The organism is Streptomyces sp. NPDC037389, assembly GCF_040636475.1.
GTDB lineage: Bacteria > Actinomycetota > Actinomycetes > Streptomycetales > Streptomycetaceae > Streptomyces > Streptomyces hesseae.
On record NZ_JBEZUS010000050.1, the window covers coordinates 1 to 1,638 of the forward strand.

Annotated in this window: 1 protein-coding gene; it reads left to right on the plus strand. The window is 67.1% G+C overall.

Annotation, left to right across the window (positions count from 1 at the left end; all coding sequences use genetic code 11):
• Nucleotides 1–62: 62 nt before the first annotated feature.
• A complete protein-coding gene (locus AB0E98_RS33615) occupies nt 63–1,244 on the plus strand; it encodes a hypothetical protein (RefSeq protein ID WP_053665803.1) in 1,182 nt (393 codons plus the stop codon).
• The last annotated feature ends 394 nt before the right edge of the window (nt 1,245–1,638 follow it).

A 1,638-nucleotide genomic window follows, 5' to 3' on the forward strand; every position in this document is an offset into this window, starting at 1 on the left:
GCGGCCCATCAGACACTCGCACGCACCATTTCCGCCGCCCTTGCCAGCACCGAGGGCAGCGCATGAACAACCCCGAGGAGTTCGCGGCCAACCTCATCGACCACTATCTGGGCACCCGCCTCAACGCCGCCGGCGCTCCGGCAGGGCTTCGCGAGGCAGTCATCGCCCTCGTCACCGAGGCCCTGTCCGAGCGCGTCGAGACGTTGATGAGTGCCCAGTTGGACACGCTGGCCCACCCCAGCCGCACTCAGTACCCCGACGCCTACCTCGCCGCCGAAGCGGCCGCCGAAGACGCCCTGCAACAGGCCGCCGCCGGCCTGCGAGTCGCGTTCGCCCAAGCCGGCCACCTCGGCCCCGCACGCTCTTTTGAACGCGGTGCGGCCGCACGACTGCGCGACGACCCCAGCGCAGCGCTGCGTGCCGAACTCGCCCGTGTTCCCCGCCCCCTCACCCGCCCCGAGGCGCTGGCATGGTCGCTCGATCCCGCACCCTGGTTCAGTGACAGCCGCCAGGAGCAACTGCCCTGGCCGCCTTCCAGTTCCTCATCGGTGGCGGGCCTGCGGGCCCTGCCGGGAGGCGCCACTGCCCTTTCTCAAGTCGCGGACGGGCCCCACGCGGGCTGGGTACAGATCGGCCTGATCGAGCAGCACCACACCCCCGCACGCCGCCACCCGGACCAGCCCGCCCGCCAAGTACGCATCGCACTCGGGCTGGAGGCCGTCACCGACGATCCGCCATCCGGCCCGCTTCCCCTCGCCCAGGCTCCCTGGCAACTGTGGACACACCCGCTCAAGCACCTGGCACCCGCACTCACACAACCAGACACGGCAACTGAGCACATCCGCACCAAGAACCAGGCCCTAGCAGCACTCACCGACGCAGGCACCACCATCATGGTCGATGTGCCCCACCGCGGCAGCGGCCTCGGCCTGCCCCTCTACGTACTGGCACCCACCGCCAGAGTCGTGGCAACACTCGGACTCGAACCCACCGACGGCATCTGCGGGTTCAGCCTCAGCGACGCCGCAGGAGAAGCACTGATCTGCCGCCAGTGGCACGGCCACCTCGTCCACGACGGAAACTACGAGCCTCTCCTGCCCGCAATCACGGGAGCGGATCTCCTCATCCGCCCAGACCTGTTTACACGCCTGCGCGACACGATCGGCCCGACACGCTGCCGAACCGGCATCAGCGTCCGCCACATGTCACTGACTCAAGACGACGATCTCGACGGCGGGGACTGACAACACCCCCGGAGCCGGAGAGGACTCAGATCAACCGGCCAGCCGCCGCAAGCCACATGCCGCAGGCCCCGACTCCCCCACACCCTCAAGATCAATTACGTCACGGTTCGCGACTTGCCCCCAAGCCATGAACTTATGCCTCTAGTTACAACATCCTCCGTCTACTTACAGCACAGCACCTCAGAGGCCTGCCAACCACCCGCGCAATCAGGTCTCCTGACGAACCAGATCAGGTCAGGCGCCATACCACTCAACGATGCAGAACCCTCTGTGCACTCTAAGCACAGCAGGTCAACGCCATGCTGCTGTCGTAGCTACACGAAAGACCGACATCCGACAAGAGTTGAAAACCCGCCCCCACCCCGCAACCAACCACACCACCACCCCACCCGCC

Coding starts and splice junctions, on each gene's coding strand:
- AB0E98_RS33615 (WP_053665803.1), top strand. CDS start 63: ATGAACAACCCCGAGGAGTTCGCGGCCAACCTCATCGACCACTATCTG.